Below are 15,177 nucleotides of genomic sequence, written 5' to 3'. Positions count from 1 at the left end.
CTGCTGCGCAGCGGCCTATAGCTCGACCGGGCCGGACTCCTCGACCTTCCAAGACTGCCCCTTGGACAGGAGCGCGGCGAGGTTCGGTTCCTTGCCTTCGCTGAGCCGCGCCTTCTCCGCGGCGACCTCGCCTTCGAAGGTCGGACGCGGATCGTCGTAAAGCACGCCGAGCGCCTTGGGGAATTCCGGGAAGGGAATCTCGACAAGCATGTGCGCGACCGAGCGATTGGTGACGTCATGGACGATCACGCCCGCCGACTTCCAGTCGCCGTCGACCACATCGACCACTTCGAGCCGGAGTGTATCGCGATTGAGCGAGATGCCCTTGGTACTGCCCGCGAAGAGCATCGGCTCGCCATTTTCGAGCCACAACTGGTGGTCTTCCGCGCCCTTCGGAGCGGCAAAGCCGTCGAACACGTCCTTGTTGTATACGATGCAGTTCTGGTAGATTTCGACGAAGGCCGCGCCCTTGTGGCGATAGGCCGCTTCCAGCACTTCCGGCAGCTTCTTCGACACGTCGAACCCGCGCGCGACGAACCGCGCACCGGCGCCGAGCGCGAAGGCGCAGGCCTTGGCCGGGCGGTCGTAGCTGCCCGCCGGCGTCGTCGGCGAACGCGTGCCGAGCCGGCTGGTCGGAGAGGCCTGGCCTTTGGTCAGGCCGTAGATCTCGTTGTTGAACAACAGGATCTGGCAATCGAGGTTGCGGCGCAGAACGTGCATCGTGTGGTTGCCGCCGATCGACATGCCGTCACCGTCGCCGGTGACGATCCACACGTCGAGGTCGGGGTTGGCCAGCTTCACGCCGGTGGCCACCGCCGGTGCGCGGCCGTGGATGGTGTGAAAGCCATAGCTTTCGACGTAGTACGGAAACCGGCTCGAGCAGCCGATGCCGCTGACGAACACGGTGTTCTTCGGATCGGCGCCGAGCTTGGGTAGCGTGCGCTGCACCGCCTTGAGGATCGCATAGTCACCGCACCCGGGGCACCAGCGCACCTCCTGGTCGGTTTCCCAGTCCTTGAGGGTCGTTTCGACGGGGGTCATGTCGTTCATGGGTTCACCGCCTTCGGGCTGGGAAGCTGGGCGTCGTTGGGTTCGACCTCGCCGCCTTCGTTGCCGGGGATGCCGTCGAAGTACTTGGCGATGGCCGCTTCGAGTTCGGCGATCTGGAACGGCTGGCCGCTGGTCTTGGTCAGCGGCCGGGCATCGACCAGGTACTGGTCGCGCAGCAGGGTCTTGAGTTGGCCCGTGTTCATCTCCGGCACCAGCACCTGCTCGTAGCTCTTCAGCAGCTCGCCGAGGTTGGCCGGGAGCGGCCAGATGTGGCGGATGTGGATGTGGCTGACGTCGAGGCCCTTGCGCCGCGCGCGGTGCACCGCCTGGTGGATCGGGCCGTAGGTGCTGCCCCAGCCGACCACCGCCAGCCTGCCGCCCTTGGTACCGACCGAGACCTGCTGGTCGCTGACGTGAATGTTCGCGATCTTGTTCTGCCGCGCGTCGGTCATCGCCTGGTGGTTACCCGGCGAATAGTCGATGTGGCCGGTGTCGACCGCCTTCTCGATCCCACCAATGCGGTGCATCAGCTCTGGCGTGCCCGGCTTGATCCACGGCCGCGCGCCAAGTTCGTTGCGCTTGTATGGCAGAAGCGTCTCTTCGGGCCCGTTCTTCTCGCTCAGGAACTCGGCCGGGAAGCGCTCGAAGGCGTCCGGATTGGGTACCTTCCACGGCTCGGCGGCGTTGGCGATGTAGCCGTCGGTCAGCAGCATGACCGGGGTCATGTACTGCACAGCGATGCGGCACGCCTCGATGGCGCACTCGAAGGCGTCGGCCGGGCTGCGCGCGGCGACCACGGGCATCGGCGCATCGCCGTTGCGGCCATAGACTGCCTGGTAGAGGTCGCTCTGCTCGGTCTTGGTCGGCAGGCCGGTGGAGGGGCCGCCGCGCTGCGAATTAACGATCACCAGCGGCAGTTCGGTCATGATGCCGAGACCGATGGCTTCGGTCTTCAGGGCAATGCCCGGACCGGAGGAGGAAGTGACCCCAAGGCTCCCGGCATAGCTCGCACCGATGGCGGCGCAGATCGCGGCGATCTCGTCTTCCGCCTGGAAGGTTGTGACGTTGAATTCCTTCATCCGCACGAGGTGGTGGAGGATCGCCGAGGCCGGGGTGATGGGATAGCCGCCGAAGAACATCGGCAGGCGCAGCAGCCGCGCCCCCGCGACGAGGCCGAGCGCAATGGCTTCGGCGCCGGTCAGCGTGCGGTAGAGCCCCGGCGCGGTCGGCACTGGGTCGAGGTGGACCTGGCGCAGCGGCCCGGCCAGTTCCGCCGTCTCGCCATAGGCATGGCCGGCGTCGAGCGCGGCGATATTGGCCTCGGCCAGCTCGGGTGCCTTGGCGAACTTGGCCTTGAGCCAGTCGTGAATCGGCTGGCGGCTGCGGTCGAACATCCACAGCGCAAGTCCGAGGGTCCACATGTTCTTGCAGCGCAGCGCTTCCTTGTTGCCGAGCCCGAATGGCTTGACCGCCTCCATCGTGCGCGCCGAGATATCGAGCCTGAGCACGGTGAATTGAGCCAACGTGTCGTCGTCGAGCGGGCTGACGTCGTACTTGGCTTTGTCGAGGTTGCGCTTCGAGAACTCGCCTTCGTCGACGATGATGAGTCCGCCGGGCTTGAGCGCCGAGAGGTTCACTTTCAGCGCCGCCGGGTTCATCGCCACCAGCACATCGGGCGCATCGCCCGCGGTGTCGACGTCGGTCGAGCCGAAGTTGATCTGGAAAGCCGAGACCCCGAACAGCGTGCCCTGCGGGGCGCGGATTTCCGCCGGGAAGTCGGGGAAGGTCGCAAGGTCATTGCCGGCCAGAGCCGTGGAAAGCGTGAATTGACCGCCCGTCAGCTGCATGCCGTCGCCGCTGTCGCCTGCGAAACGCACCACGACAGCCTGGGGCTGCTCTGTCTCGGCCGTGCGTTCAGCCGTTTGCGTTGCCATCGTCTTGTCCTGCTCGCGCCGTTGCGGCGTCGTCAATCGATTATGGCCGGGCACCTAGGTCCCACCGTGCGCGCTCGCAATCAAGTTTTTCTGTCGCGAGAGGAAATTGCCGAGTGCAAAACCGTATCTCGCTTCGCTAGTGTCGGCGCGAGCACAGGAGAGAGGCATGGCATCCAACAATCACTTCGTGCGCGACGATGTTCGCGCCTTCCTCGACTATCTAGCGTCGCTGAACCAGCCGATGCTCTATGAATTGCCGGTCGAGGAAGCGCGCGCCGGTGCGCGGGCGATGGGGCCGATGGTCGATGCCGAACCGCGCGAACTGGCGGTGATCAAGGACCACACCTGCCCCGGCCCCGGTGGCGACATCCCGCTGCGGCTCTATGACTCGCAAGCCGATCGCAAGCCCGGCCCGGCGATCGTGTTCTACCACGGCGGCGGCTTCGTGGTCGGCGACATCGAGGTCTATCACAGCCTGTGCACCGAGATCGCCGCCGAGACCGGCCTGCCGGTGATCTCGGTCGACTACCGACTCGCCCCAGAACACCCCTTCCCCGCCGCCCCCGACGATTGCGAGGCTGCAACACGTTGGGTCGCGGGAAGCCCCGCAGAACTGGGCTTCGAGGTTACCGGACTTGTGCCGATGGGCGACAGCGCCGGTGGAAACCTTACCATCGTCACTACCGCCGCGCTGATGGCCAAGCCTGCTGCCGTGCCCGTCGTGGCGCAAGTGCCGATCTACCCCATTGCCAACCCGATTGCGCACCACTCTAGCTTCCGAGAATTCGCCGACGGTTTCTTCCTCACCTCCAAGCTGATGGGTTGGTTCACCGACCAGTACGCGGGCGACGAGAGCGACCCGCGGATGTACCCGATGCTCGCCGACGACCATTCAATGACCCCGCCGACCGTGGTGCTGACCGCCGGGCTCGACCCATTGCGCGACTCGGGGCGCGAGTACGCCGCGCACCTCATCGGCCAGGGCGTCGACGTCACCTGCCTAGAAGCGCGCGGGATCAACCACGGCTTCATCACCATGAGGAAGGCTATCCCCAGCGGGCAGGCCGACCTCAAGCGGGTCTACACAGCACTCGCGGCAATGATGGCGTGACGGCACCTGATCCCACGCTCTACCGCCCCTGCGTTGGCGTCATGCTGGTCAACGCGACCGGGCATGCCTTCGCGGGCAAGCGGATCGACAACAAGGAAGGTGACTTCTGGCAGATGCCGCAAGGCGGCGTCGACAAGGGCGAGGACCCGGCCAACGCCGTGTTGCGCGAGTTGTGGGAAGAAACCGGCGCGCGCGCCGAGCATGTCGAGGTGGTCGACCGGCTGCCGGAGGAGCTGTTCTACGATCTGCCTGACGAGCTCATCGGCAAGCTCTGGGGCGGCAAGTACCTCGGCCAGCGCCAGACCTGGTACCTTGCCCGCTTCACCGGCAGCGATGCCGACATCGACCTCGACGCGCACGACCCGCCCGAATTCTGCGAATGGAAATGGATCGAGCCGCGGCTGCTGCCGGAGCTGATCGTGCCGTTCAAGCGCGACGTCTATCGCGCTATCGTCGAGGGCTTTGCCGGCCTGATCTGACCTAGTTCTGGGTCACCACCGTCTCGGGCATGACCGCCTCGGCGGTCAGCGTCGCAGCGGAGGGACCCCGGTCGATCGCGGCGGCGAGTTCAATGCTTTCGGTGCAGCCCTTACCGCAGAGCGACTGGAGCTGCGCGAGGTTGCGGCGGGCCTTCTCAACCGCGCCTTTCTCCATCAAAGCCTCGCCCTCTCCCGAAAGCGCGGCGAAGTTCTTCGGGTCGCGCTCCAGCGCCTCGCGGTAATAGTGGATTGCCTTGCCCTGCATGCCCTGCACCCGTGCCGCTTCGGCGAGGTCGAGGTAGACCCGGATATTGGCCGGATCGATGACCAGCGCCGCCTCGAAGCTGTCAACCGCCATCTGCACCTGACCGGCCTGCAGCTGGCTGCGCCCCTGCGCTTCCAGTGCCGCCGAACGCGGGTCGGTCACCCGGTCCTCCGCCATACTGACGCTCGCCGTGACGACGACCAGCAGGGAAAGGGCGGCGGCGGCGGGGGTATAACGCATCGCGAACTCCTTGAGCGCGAAATAGGACTGGGGACCGGGATCGGTCATAATGTCACAAGGCTAACACGGCTTTTCTAGACGTGCGATGAAAAATCCGTCCGTACCGTCGTGAAACGGAGTCAGCCGGACGCCCGCGCCGTTGGCGAGGCCGAGCGGAAGTCCCGGCGGGTCGGTTCGCCAGTCGGGATACGCGGCGAGAAAGTCAGCGATGCGCTCTGGCCCTTCCTCAGCCAGGAGCGAACACACGACGTAGACTAGCCTGCCGCCTGGACGAACGAGTTCCGCTGCAACTTCAAGCAGGTGTGACTGGGTCTTCGTAAATCGTTCGAGCTCTTGAGGTGTCAGGCGCCAGCGCGCCTCGGGGTTGCGCCGCCAGGTCCCGGTGCCCGAGCACGGCGCATCGACCAGCACTGCGTCGGCCTTGCCGTGCCACGCCTCGAGAGCCTCCAGTTCGCGGTCGGGGTCGAGCAGGACAGTCTCGGCAACCAGCGCCCCCGCACGTTCCGCGCGCGGAGCGAGATGCCACAGGCGGTTGCGGTCGGTGTCGGCGGCGATCAGCGTCCCGCCATTCTCCATCGCCGCCGCGAGCGCGAGGGTCTTTCCTCCCGCCCCGGCGCACAAGTCGATCACCGTCTCGCCCGGCTGTGCGGCAACGGCCTCGCAGGCGAGCTGGCTGCCACCGTCCTGCACCTCGATCAGGCCTCCTCGATATTCCTGCCACTGGTCGACGTTCGCGCCCGGCGCGAGACGCAGCCCGTTCGCCGCCTCGATCGCGCGCGCCTCGACCGGCAGCGCAAGCGTATCACGGCTCGATTTGAGGGTGTTCGCCCGCACATCGAGCGGCGCGCGGTCGAGCAGCGCATCTGCCTCGGGCCCGGCTATTCCCGAGGCGGCCAGTCGTCCGACCAGCCAAGGGGGGGCAATTCCCCCTTCCGCAGCCGCCTCATTCGCTCCAATGGGCGCAGGGCCATAGTTCGAACCGTCGAACAAACCCGCAAGCGCCGGATCGTCCTGCGCAAGCCGCAGCATCGCCGCACGACCGTTCTCCGGCAAAGGACCGCAAGCGCGGATCGCCGAATAGACCAGCTCGCGGATCGCGCGACGGTCCTTCGAACCGGCAAAGCGGTTGTTGCGGAACCAGTCGGCGAGGATGCGGTCGGCCGGCGCGCCCCTGGTCCGCGCGGCAGTAATGACGCTGTCGAGCAGCTCTATCGCCGACTGGACTCGTGCGGCGGGGGTCACCGCGTCGGGTAGTTCGGAGCCTCGCGGGTGATCGAGACGTCGTGGACGTGGCTCTCCGAAAGGCCGGCGTTGGTGATGCGGATGAACTTGCCGCGCTTCTGCAACTCTTCGATGCTGGCGCTGCCGGTGTAGCCCATCGCCGCCTTCACGCCGCCGACCAGCTGGTGAACCACGTCGCGCGCAGGGCCCTTGTAGGGCACCTGGCCCTCGATCCCCTCGGGGACGAGCTTCATCTGGTCCTTGATGTCCTGCTGAAAGTAGCGGTCGGCGCTGCCGCGGGCCATTGCCCCGACGCTGCCCATGCCGCGATAGGCCTTGTAGGCGCGGCCTTGGTAGAGGAACGTCTCGCCCGGCGCTTCCTCGGTGCCGGCGAGGAGCGAGCCGATCATCACGGTCGAGGCCCCGGCGGCGAGCGCCTTGGCGGCATCGCCCGAAGTCCTGAGGCCACCGTCTGCTATGATCGGCACCCCGCCAGACGCGGCGGCGCTCTCCATCACGGCGGTAAGCTGCGGCACGCCGACACCGGCGACGATGCGCGTGGTGCAGATCGAGCCCGGGCCGATACCGACCTTCACCGCATCCGCACCGGCATCGATCAGCGCCTTGGTCGCCTCGCCCGTGGCGACGTTGCCGGCGACGATCTGCACGCTGTTGGAGAGACGCTTGGCCCGCTCGACCGCCTTGGCGACCTCCTTGTTGTGACCGTGCGCGGTGTCGATGATGATGACGTCGCACTCGGCATCGACCAGCGCCTCGGTGCGGGCGAAGCCCTTGTCGCCTACAGTGGTCGCCGCTGCGACGCGCAGGCGCCCACCGACGTCCTTGGTCGCATCGGGGTTGAGCACCGCCTTCTCGATATCCTTCACGGTGATCAGGCCGACGCAATGATAAGCGTCGTCGACCACCAGCAGCTTTTCGATCCTGCGCTGGTGGAGGATTTTGCGCGCTTCGGCCTGAGTCACGCCCTCGCTTACGGTGGCGAGGTTCTCGTGAGTCATGAGTTCCTTGACCGGCTGCGCGGCGTTGTCGGCGAAGCGCACGTCGCGGTTGGTGAGGATGCCGCAGAGCTTGCCGCTGGCGTCGACCACCGGAATGCCGCTGATCCGGTGGTGCGTCATCAGCGCCTGCGCCTCGCCCAGCGTGGAATCGGGCGTGATGGTGATCGGGTTGACCACCATGCCGCTCTCGAATCGCTTCACCCGGCGCACCGCGTCGCACTGTTCCTCGATGGTGAGGTTGCGGTGAAGCACCCCGATCCCGCCGAGCTGGGCCATGACGATGGCCATCTCGGATTCGGTCACGGTGTCCATTGCCGCGGAAATGACCGGGATGTTGAGCGAAATCTCGCGCGTCAGGCGCGTCTTGGTGCTCGCCTGCGAAGGCAGGATATCGCTCTCGGCCGGCCTTAGCAGGACGTCGTCGAATGTGAGGCCGGTTTCGATTTCCATGGTTGCCACCAGATCTTGTGCAGAGCGATTCGTGGCGGCCCATGTAACCGCACTATGTGGCGTTCGCTAGTGGGGTAGGCTCAAGACGGTCGTCGCGCAGATTTTCACGATCCGGGACTTGCCTCGATTGCGGACGCACATGAGTAGATAGTGAAGTCATGACTTGACTATATGGATACTGACAATAGTGAAGCATAGACTTCACTGAGGAGGCTCCCATGACCGATTCGACCGCCGTCCACGACACCTTCGAAATCCGCAAGAAGGTCGCACGCGATCCGAAAGCGGCGTTCGAACACTTTTCCCGGCCGGAAAAGAAGGCGCGCTGGTACGCTTACACCGGCACGCACCAGGTCAAGACATACACGCTGGATTTCCGGGTTGGCGGCGAGGAATCGCTGGTGGCGATCATGCCCGAAGGCACGCCAATCGCCGGAGCGGAGCTGCACTGGTCATCCCGCATCGCTCGCATCGATCCCGTCCAGCGGATCGTGTTCTTCCAGACTTTGGACCTGAACGGAAACCGCATATCCGCGGCGCTTGTGACCATCTCATTCGAAGAGAACGCCAGCGGATGCGAAATTGTGCTGGTCCACCAAGCCAGCTATTTCGAGGGCGCCGATGGTCCGGAGATGCGCCGCATGGGCTGGGAACAGCTCATCGAGGCCGCCGCCAGTGCGGTAGAGGAACAATGAACCTGCACTTCGAGCCGGCACGCGCCGATGCGATCTTCTTCGCTCTGGGCGACGCCACTCGTCGCAACATTCTCTCGCGCCTGATGCGGGGGCCGGCCTCGATAACCGAGCTGGCCGACCACGCGGCGATAACCAAGACGGCCGTGGGCCAGCATATGGCTCTGCTCCAGGACTGCGCGCTGGCGAAATCCGAGAAAAGGGGCCGGGTCCGGACATGCCGCTTCGATCCCGCCGGACTGCGCACGCTGCAGGGCTGGATAGACTACCACCGCGAAGAATGGACCGGACGGCTCGGCCGGCTCGGCGAAATCCTTGACGACTGAACGGGCAATTCCTTCCCTCTACTTCGCCGTCCAGCCCCCGTCGATCGAGTAGTTCGCGCCGGTGATGTTCTGCGCCTCGTTGCGGCACAGGAACACGGCGAGCGCGGCGACTTCCTCGGGCTGGACGAACTTCTTGGTCGGCTGACCGGCCAGCAGCACGTCGTTCATCACCTGCTCGCGGGTCATGTTCCGGGCCGCCATCGTGTCGGGAATCTGGTTCTCGACCAGCGGGGTCCAGACATAGCCGGGGCTGATGGCGTTGGCGGTGATGCCGTGTTCGGCCAGTTCGAGCGCCAGTGTCTTTGTCAGCCCGGCGATGCCGTGCTTGGCGGCGACGTAGGCGCTCTTGAACGGGCTCGCGGCCTTAGAGTGGGCGCTGGCGGTGCAGATGATGCGGCCCCAACCCTGCGCCTTCATGTGCGGAACGGCGAGGCGCGCGGTGTGGAATGCAGCGGAGAGGTTGAGGGCGATGATCATGTCCCACTTCTCGGGCGGGAAATCCTCGACCGGCGAGACGTGCTGCATCCCGGCGTTGTTGACGAGGACATCGACCGGTCCGGCCTTGGCCATCAGTTCCTCGACCCCGACAGTAGTGGTAAGGTCAGCGCCGACATGCTGCGCGCCCAGTTCGACGCAAAGCGCGGCAATCTCTGCCTCGGGACCGAAACCGTTGAGTACCACTTCCGCCCCCTCGGCGTGCAGGGCGCGGGCTATCGCCAGGCCGATCCCCGAGGTCGATCCGGTGACGAGGGCACGCTTGCCTGAGAGGAACATTATCGACTCCTTGCGAGTTGGAGAGCAGGTTCGCCGGCAAAAGCGCGATCGGGCTGGTAGGTCCAGCCCTTTCTCGTCGACTCTAGACAGGCTTGGGGAAATGCGATGAGGCTCAATCCGTTCAATCCCGGTAGTATCAACGTTCGCCGGGGCGGCGGCGGTGGCGGGCTACCAGGGGGTGGTGCCGGTTTGGGCTGCGGCGGTATCGTCATCGTACTGGTTGCCGCGTTGCTGTTCGGGGTCGATCCGGCGCAGATGCTCGGCACCATGGACACTGTGCAGCCGCAGAGCGGGCAGATCACGCAGGGCCAGTCGCAGGAAACCGATGCGGAAATCTGCGACGACAGTCAGTATCTCACCGAAGCCTGCAACGCGCTGGCATCGCTCGACCAGACCTGGGCACCAGAATTCCAGCAAGCTGGGATCGCCTTCCGCCAGCCCACGCTGGTCCCCTATCAGGGCGGCACCAGATCGGGCTGCGGAGCGGCGCAGGCTTCGATGGGGCCGTTCTACTGCCCGGCCGACGAAGGCATCTATATCGACACCAGCTTCTACGACACCATGAACCGCCAGCTCGGCGCCCGCGGCGATTTCGCGCGCTACTACGTCATCGCCCATGAGTACGGGCACCACGTGCAGAAGCTGACCGGCATCGCGGGACAGGTCCAGAGCGCGATGCAAGCCAACCCGAGACAGGCCAACGCGCTTTCGGTGCGGCTGGAACTGCAGGCGGACTGCTATGCCGGGGTCTGGGCGGGCAAGAACCGCAACCTGATCGAGCCGGGCGACTTCGAGGAAGGCATGACCGCGGCCAATGCGATCGGCGACGACACCCTCACCCAGGGCCAGGTCAGTCCCGACAACTTTACCCACGGCACCAGCCAGCAGCGCATGCAGGCACTGCGGTTGGGCATGGAAAGCGGCGATTCCAGCCAGTGTGACCGTATTATCCAGGGTTGAGCTGGGAATTCCGGGTCACGCAAAGCGGCGAGAGATCCCGAAGCCCTCCCGCCGCCCAGGGACCGGAACGGACAAGCCGTACCGGTTCAGGGGAAGACTGGATCCCCTGACTCGTTCAATCCTCTCCGCGCTCGATGCGCTGGATTTCGGCATCCAACTCCTCAAGCACCTCGTCGCGAACGTCAGCGCTCATCTCACGATTACGAGCGATCGAATCACGCGCTGCACGCAGGCCCATTGCAGCGCTGCGGGTGGCCATCCGCTCGATCGCGCGTTCGCAGATCATGATGTGCTTGCGGCCGGAATCGTCGGTCCAGTTCTTGGTAGTCGTCCCCTCTCCGTCGCAACGTTCTTCGACCAGCGGCACGTCGGCCTCGTTCCAGGCGAATTCGAGGTGCTTTTCGGCTAACTTTGCAGCCATTTCGGCCTGCTTTTCAGCCATCTTGGCCTGCCTCTCGGCGAATTTCTGCCACTTCTCGGAGTCGTACTCCTTGGCCATGGCTTCGAAATGCCTGCGCTGTTCATCGGTCAGTTGACCGTCACTGCGCATGACGAAAACGCGCCGCTGACCGTCGTCGCCCGCATCTCCGTCGGTCCGCTGGAGTTTGAACACGTGGACCTCCTTGACCGCTTCGGGAGCAACAGGCGCTTCGGGTGCCGCCGGAGCTTCAGGTGCCAAGGGCGCTTCCGGTGCCTCCGGAACGGCAGCTACCGAGGGAGCAAGTTCGACCGATTGGATCTCGTCGGACTGGCCAGCGGCGTAGGACACCGAGGCAGTCAACGGCAGCGCCACGGTGGCGGCGCCAAACAGCAACCGGCCGGCAATGCGCCGGCGGCGCGAGACATCGGACATAGACAGGCTCCTCAAGCGGTGGATTATCGATTTTTCGCGCAGCATCGGACAGGCCATCGGCGCGGCCAAGGCGAGACGCGGCCCGGTCGCGAAACCGGCGATGACGTCGGCGTATTGTGCTCGTTCCCAAAGATCCCGCCCGGCAACAACCCGGGCATCGCAGGCCGCTTCCTGGTCGCGGCGCATGGCGCGCCAGCCGGCCCAGGCGATCGGGTTGAACCAATGCAGCGCGAGCAGCGGCTGCGCGGCGAAATTGGCTGCGATGTCGTGGCCGCGGTGGTGCGCCAGTTCGTGGGCGATGGCGAGATCGCGCGCCTGGCGGTCTTCCATCGCCATGAACGCCGTCGGCAGAGCCACGACCTTGTCGAACACCCCGAAGGCGACCGGCGAATTGACCGCGGCGGACTCGACCAGACGGACCTTTCCGACTTCGCCGACCGGGCGGGCGCGATGCAGCACCTCGCGGCGCATGTTGCGGTAGTTGGATAGCCGCCAGGCGAGAAGGAGCGCCGCGCCGACCAGCCAGACCGGAAGGATCAGCGAGGCCCAGTCGAACGCGGGCTCGGCCACCACCGGATTGGCGAGCGCATCCGCGACGAGCGCGGCCGCCTGCGGCGAAAGCTGCGGCGCAGCTTCGGCAATCACAGCCTCGGCCTGTGGTGCCATGCTGGCGGGCAGGACTATGGGCGGCAGGATGAAGCGGAGCAGCGGCAGCGCCCACAGCGCATAGGCCATGGTCGGTCCGAAGATCCGCGAAACGGGGCGTCGCAGCAACATCACGGCGGCAATAAGCAAGCCGGTGTAGAGCGCGGTGTCGATCAGCCAGGTGCTCATTTGCGGAGCTCCTTCAGCAGCTTTTCGATGGCGACGATATCGTCGTTGCTGAGCGCTTCCTGCTCGGCAAGGTGCGCAAACAGCGGTGCGGCGCGGCCGCCGAAAAGGCGATCGACCAGCCGCCTCGATTCACCGCCGACGTAATCGGCGCGCTCGACCAGCGGACTGTAGAGGAAACGGCGGCCGTCGGGCTGGGCGGAAATCGCCTCCTTGGCCACCAACCGGCTGAGCAGGGTCTTGACGGTGGCGAGACTCCAGCCGCGCTGGTCGCAGACCTCGTCGCAGACTTCGGCGGCGGTGCGCGGGCTCTGTCGCCATAACGCTTCCATCACGGCGTGCTCGGCGTCGCTGATCCTTTCACCCGGATCGTGCTTCGAATTCGCCACGCGAACCTCCCTCAACAAAAGTTCCTGAGGATTACGATTACATTCGTAAACTGAATTGAAAATGAATGCTACGCCGTTCGTCGGGCGTGCTCATACGCTTGTCGAACACGGCCCGTGCGTTATGAGCGGAGCGAATGAGGATCGGGCCCATCAGGAAACTCGAAGATTGCCGCAATATCGCGGACTTCCGCGAGCTGGCGCAGCGCAAGCTGCCCTTCCCAGTGTTCCACTATATCGACGGCGGCGGCGACGATGAGGTCACCAAGGATCGCAACACCGCGGCCTTCGACGACGTCGACCTCGTGCCCGATGTGCTGGTCGACGTTTCCGAGGTCGATACCTCGGTGACTGTTCTCGGCAAGACCACCCCCCTCCCCCTGATGCTCAGCCCCACGGCGTTGCAGCGACTGTTCCACTGGCAGGGCGAGCGCGCGGTGGCGGCGGCGGCGGAGAAGTTCGGACTGTGGTTCGGCATCTCGAGCCTCGCCAGCGTCAGCGTGGAGGAAATCGGGCGTCGCTTCACCGGCCCGAAGATGCTCCAGTACTACTACCACCGTGACAAGGGACTGAACGCCGCGCTGCTGGAAATGGCCCGGGCGGCGAAGTTCGATGCCGTAACACTGACGGTCGACGCCAACGTCGGGGGTAACCGCGAACGCTGCAAGGCAACCGGCTTCACCAGCCCGCCAAAGATCACCCCGGCGAGCGCATGGAGCTATGCCAGCAAGCCGCGTTGGGCACTCGACTACTTCTTCCGCGAGAAGTTCTCGCTACCCAACCTGGAGGCGCACGTCTCCGCCGGCAGCAACGTGTCGAGCTCGATCCAGAACTACTTCACCGACATGCTCGACCCGGCAATGGACTGGAAGGCGGCGGAGAAGCTGCGCGACGACTGGGGCGGCAAGTTTGCGCTCAAGGGCGTCATGTCGGTCGGCGACGCGCGCCGAGCAGCGGCGATGGGGGTCGATGCGATCTACCTCTCCAACCACGGCGGCCGCCAGCTCGACGGCAGCCGCGCTCCGTTCGACCAGCTCGCCGAAGTCGTCGACGCGGTGGGCGACAAGGTGGAGGTCATCCTCGACGGCGGAGTGCGGCGCGGCACCCATGTCCTCAAGGCACTCAGCCTCGGGGCAAAGGCGGTCTCGGGCGGACGGCTCTACCTCTATGCCCTCGCCGCAGCAGGCCAGCCCGGGGTCGAACGCTCGCTCGGCCTGCTCCGCGACGAGATCCACCGCGACATGAAGCTGATGGGCAAGACCAGCCTCGACCAGCTCACGCCCGACAACCTGCGATATCGTCAGCTGCGGTAAAAGGTGATGTCCGCCGTGAACGGACCAGTGCCCTCGACGTGGTGCGGCACCTGCGGTGGGATCACGACTTCCGCCGGAGCGTGAAGGTCCTCTACCCCTCCTTCACAATCGTCCCATACGAAACGCAAGGAACCTTCCGACAGGCGCAGCACGCCCCAGGCACCGGCCTTCAACCGATGTTTCGCGCGGATCCCGGCGGGCAAGGTCGCCGCGTCGAATGGGCCGATCGTCCGATAGGCCGTGGCCTCGCGCGGCAGGTCGCTGCGAGATCGGCGCGCTGTCGGCTCCGTCATCAGAACACCGCCAGACGGACGACCAGCACTGCGGCGCCGAACAGCACGATAGCGAAAGGTACAACGAGCATCTGCGCCACCACCTCGTTGCGGCTGAGTGGCCCAAAGATCGTGGCCAGCAAGCCTCCTGGGCGCTCCAGGGGGCTTCGCGGTTGTGGCGGGGCCTGGCGTAGCATGGCGCGGGTGGTACCAAAGAACATGGCAACGTAGACCGCCGAGATGGCAATCGCGAAACCGGCACGCGCCCCGCCCGTTGCGGCCAGCAGCAATCCGAGGAAAGCGGCGTAACATGCGACCATCGTGCGCCAGATCCACGAGGGGATCTCAAATCCGGCACGTTCGCCTACCCGCGACGCCACCTGGTTGTCGTTGACCTCGGCGAATTGCAGCGGAGGAAGTGACTTGCGCAGTTCACCACGAGCGGTGTTGGCACGGGCGAGTACCTGCTGGCGGAGGGCTTCAGACATGGGGGAGGTCCTTTCCGGCGCGCCCGGCGGAAAGCCCGTCGCGGCGCATGGCGATTGCGGTGAGGAGGCTGTCGGCGATCATCCGCGCTCGCTCACCGACGAGCGCGGTCGCTTCGGACGTCGGTTCGGCCTCGCGCAACGTTGCGTAGAACAGGTCGAGCCAGCGGGAGAAGTGGGAAAGGTTCAGGCCGGGAATAGCGAGATGCTTGAGCATCGGGTTGCCCGAGAACTCACCCGAATTGTGCAGCACCGAACGCCAGAATGCCTTCATGCGCGCGAGGTGGGGCGGCCAGTCAGCAATCCGCGCGGCAAAGATCGGGCCAAGCAGGTCGTCTTCGCGGATCCTGCCGTAGAACGCCTCGACGAAGCCGTCGATGTAGTCGGCGTCGACCCCGATGTCTTCCGCTGCGGTGCGCTTCTCGGCCCGCTTGCGCTCGGCATGATCTTCGCCGCCTGGGGCGGGTTGGCGGGAACGGGCGGCTGCAATGGACATCGGCGACTCACTTAATGGGT

Annotated in this window: 17 protein-coding genes; 6 read left to right on the top strand and 11 right to left on the bottom strand. The window is 65.5% G+C overall.

From position 1 onward, the window contains the following. Nucleotides 1-15: 15 nt before the first annotated feature. Both GRI89_RS03895 and GRI89_RS03890 read right to left on the bottom strand, forming a co-directional pair. Nucleotides 16-1,050: a 2-oxoacid:ferredoxin oxidoreductase subunit beta gene (locus GRI89_RS03895; protein WP_159792397.1), complete on the bottom strand. Its 1,035-nt coding sequence runs from the start codon at nt 1,048-1,050 to the stop codon at nt 16-18. Beyond that, entirely contained in the window at nt 1,047-2,984 is a 1,938-nt protein-coding gene (locus tag GRI89_RS03890; RefSeq protein WP_159792395.1) for a 2-oxoacid:acceptor oxidoreductase subunit alpha, read from the bottom strand. Before GRI89_RS03890 ends, GRI89_RS03895 begins: the two co-directional genes overlap by 4 nt. A 166-nt stretch (nt 2,985-3,150) precedes the next feature. Between GRI89_RS03890 and GRI89_RS03885 the strand changes: the two genes are divergently transcribed. Next, nucleotides 3,151-4,095 carry an alpha/beta hydrolase gene (locus GRI89_RS03885; protein WP_159792393.1) on the top strand — a complete coding sequence of 315 codons (945 nt, stop codon included), beginning with the start codon at nt 3,151-3,153 and terminating at the stop codon, nt 4,093-4,095. After that, on the top strand, nt 4,092-4,574 hold the full coding sequence (locus tag GRI89_RS03880) for an RNA pyrophosphohydrolase (RefSeq protein ID WP_328598076.1): 483 nt from the start codon (nt 4,092-4,094) through the stop codon (nt 4,572-4,574). The genes GRI89_RS03885 and GRI89_RS03880 overlap by 4 nt, the downstream gene beginning before the upstream one ends. 1 nt (nt 4,575) lies before the next feature. Here the strand turns inward: GRI89_RS03880 and GRI89_RS03875 are convergent, their stop codons facing one another. From GRI89_RS03875 to guaB, 3 genes are read right to left on the bottom strand one after another with little or no spacing between them, the layout of a single operon-like run. Continuing rightward, nucleotides 4,576-5,079 (bottom strand): tetratricopeptide repeat protein, encoded by a 504-nt coding sequence (locus GRI89_RS03875; RefSeq protein WP_159792391.1) that lies wholly within the window; start codon nt 5,077-5,079, stop codon nt 4,576-4,578. 60 nt (nt 5,080-5,139) lie between these two features. Further along, the gene (locus tag GRI89_RS03870) at nt 5,140-6,321 is read right to left on the bottom strand and encodes an RsmB/NOP family class I SAM-dependent RNA methyltransferase (RefSeq protein WP_328598075.1); all 1,182 of its coding nucleotides are present in this window, start codon (nt 6,319-6,321) and stop codon (nt 5,140-5,142) included. Then, nucleotides 6,318-7,769: an IMP dehydrogenase gene (gene guaB / locus GRI89_RS03865; RefSeq protein ID WP_159792389.1), complete on the bottom strand. Its 1,452-nt coding sequence runs from the start codon at nt 7,767-7,769 to the stop codon at nt 6,318-6,320. The genes GRI89_RS03870 and guaB overlap by 4 nt, the downstream gene beginning before the upstream one ends. A 218-nt stretch (nt 7,770-7,987) precedes the next feature. On the opposite strand from guaB, the gene GRI89_RS03860 reads away from it, so the two are divergent. Both GRI89_RS03860 and GRI89_RS03855 read left to right on the top strand, forming a co-directional pair. Beyond that, the gene (locus GRI89_RS03860) at nt 7,988-8,464 is read left to right on the top strand and encodes an SRPBCC domain-containing protein (protein WP_159792387.1); all 477 of its coding nucleotides are present in this window, start codon (nt 7,988-7,990) and stop codon (nt 8,462-8,464) included. Further along, entirely contained in the window at nt 8,461-8,787 is a 327-nt protein-coding gene (locus tag GRI89_RS03855; RefSeq protein WP_159792385.1) for an ArsR/SmtB family transcription factor, read from the top strand. The genes GRI89_RS03860 and GRI89_RS03855 overlap by 4 nt, the downstream gene beginning before the upstream one ends. A gap of 18 nt (nt 8,788-8,805) precedes the next feature. Here the strand turns inward: GRI89_RS03855 and GRI89_RS03850 are convergent, their stop codons facing one another. Then, entirely contained in the window at nt 8,806-9,561 is a 756-nt protein-coding gene (locus GRI89_RS03850; RefSeq protein ID WP_159792383.1) for a 3-hydroxybutyrate dehydrogenase, read from the bottom strand. Nucleotides 9,562-9,666: 105 nt separating this feature from the next. Here GRI89_RS03850 and ypfJ point away from each other — a divergent pair, with 105 nt between their 5' ends. Further along, nucleotides 9,667-10,521, top strand: a complete 855-nt coding sequence (ypfJ, locus tag GRI89_RS03845) for a KPN_02809 family neutral zinc metallopeptidase (protein ID WP_159792381.1) — start codon at nt 9,667-9,669, stop codon at nt 10,519-10,521. Between the two features lie 115 nt (nt 10,522-10,636). Here ypfJ and GRI89_RS03840 read toward each other — a convergent pair whose 3' ends face one another. Both GRI89_RS03840 and GRI89_RS03835 read right to left on the bottom strand, forming a co-directional pair. Continuing rightward, nucleotides 10,637-12,208, bottom strand: a complete 1,572-nt coding sequence (locus tag GRI89_RS03840) for a M56 family metallopeptidase (protein WP_159792379.1) — start codon at nt 12,206-12,208, stop codon at nt 10,637-10,639. Further along, the gene (locus GRI89_RS03835) at nt 12,205-12,594 is read right to left on the bottom strand and encodes a BlaI/MecI/CopY family transcriptional regulator (protein ID WP_328598074.1); all 390 of its coding nucleotides are present in this window, start codon (nt 12,592-12,594) and stop codon (nt 12,205-12,207) included. Before GRI89_RS03835 ends, GRI89_RS03840 begins: the two co-directional genes overlap by 4 nt. A 134-nt stretch (nt 12,595-12,728) precedes the next feature. On the opposite strand from GRI89_RS03835, the gene GRI89_RS03830 reads away from it, so the two are divergent. After that, a complete protein-coding gene (locus GRI89_RS03830; RefSeq protein WP_159792377.1) occupies nt 12,729-13,904 on the top strand; it encodes an alpha-hydroxy acid oxidase in 1,176 nt (391 codons plus the stop codon). Here GRI89_RS03830 and GRI89_RS03825 read toward each other — a convergent pair. Genes GRI89_RS03825 through GRI89_RS03815 form a run of 3 tightly spaced genes read right to left on the bottom strand, consistent with a single transcriptional unit; the run spans nt 13,892 to nt 15,157 of the window. Next, entirely contained in the window at nt 13,892-14,197 is a 306-nt protein-coding gene (locus GRI89_RS03825; protein WP_159792375.1) for a DUF1971 domain-containing protein, read from the bottom strand. The genes GRI89_RS03830 and GRI89_RS03825 overlap by 13 nt on opposite strands. Beyond that, nucleotides 14,197-14,664: a hypothetical protein gene (locus GRI89_RS03820; protein ID WP_159792373.1), complete on the bottom strand. Its 468-nt coding sequence runs from the start codon at nt 14,662-14,664 to the stop codon at nt 14,197-14,199. The genes GRI89_RS03825 and GRI89_RS03820 overlap by 1 nt, the downstream gene beginning before the upstream one ends. Beyond that, on the bottom strand, nt 14,657-15,157 hold the full coding sequence (locus tag GRI89_RS03815; RefSeq protein ID WP_159792371.1) for a group III truncated hemoglobin: 501 nt from the start codon (nt 15,155-15,157) through the stop codon (nt 14,657-14,659). Before GRI89_RS03815 ends, GRI89_RS03820 begins: the two co-directional genes overlap by 8 nt. Between the last annotated feature and the right edge of the window lie 20 nt (nt 15,158-15,177).

The organism is Croceibacterium salegens (assembly GCF_009827435.1).
Lineage (GTDB): Bacteria > Pseudomonadota > Alphaproteobacteria > Sphingomonadales > Sphingomonadaceae > Croceibacterium_B > Croceibacterium_B salegens.
This window is presented reverse-complemented; position numbering and strand designations above follow the sequence as displayed.